The sequence below is a fragment of the Bailinhaonella thermotolerans genome, from assembly GCF_003594875.1.
In the GTDB taxonomy this organism is placed as follows: domain Bacteria; phylum Actinomycetota; class Actinomycetes; order Streptosporangiales; family Streptosporangiaceae; genus Bailinhaonella; species Bailinhaonella thermotolerans.
In genome coordinates this window covers 1-664 of the sequence record NZ_QZEY01000059.1, presented here as the reverse complement: position 1 = coordinate 664, position 664 = coordinate 1, and the positions used below count along the sequence as shown (strand labels likewise).

Sequence of the window (664 nt, the reverse complement as noted above, 5' to 3'; positions counted from 1 at the left end):
GTGCGGGGCACGAAACTCCCGGCGAAGAGGCCGGCGGCCACGATGCGCGGCTCGGCCACCGCAAGGCGGATGCCGATGGAGATCACTCCCCCTGAGTATCCGACCGGGCCGCCGATCTCGGGCAGCGACAGCAGGGCGTCCACGGTGGCCTGCCATTCCGGGACCGCCTTGTCGACCAGCGGGAGGACGAGGGCGTCGATGATCTCGTCGCTGACCGGGTCGCCGGCCTGGAGGGCCCGGCGCAGGTCGGCGCCGGCCTGCTCGACGCCGGGCAGGCGGGGACGGTCCCCGCTGCCGGGGAGTTCGATGGTGGCGGCGGCGAAGCCGTCGGCCGCGGCGCGCCGGGCCCGGGCCACCAGCCGGGGGTACATCCTGCGCAGCCCGGGCGAGGGGTGGCCGAGCAGGATGAGCGGGACCGGCGCGGACGCGGACGCCGATGCGGGCGTCCACAGGATGCCGGGGATCTCGCCGAGGGTGAATTCGCGTTCGGCGACGCCGTCGTCGAGGCGCTGCTGAGAAGTGAATCGCAAGGTCGTGCCTTCCGGGTATGCGCGTGAACGGCGCTCCCGGACGACCTATCGCCCGACCGTGACCCCAGAGGGGAGCACCCATGTCGATACTGCGTTCACGGGTACCACCTCCTCGTTCTCCTGCACGGCCTCCA

At 72.9% G+C, this 664-nt stretch carries 1 protein-coding gene; it reads right to left on the bottom strand.

Annotated features, from left to right (window positions below; genetic code table 11):
• Nucleotides 1-530: alpha/beta hydrolase (locus tag D5H75_RS40740; RefSeq protein ID WP_119931985.1), on the bottom strand; the 530-nt coding region annotated here is incomplete at its 3' end.
• Nucleotides 531-664: the final 134 nt, after the last annotated feature.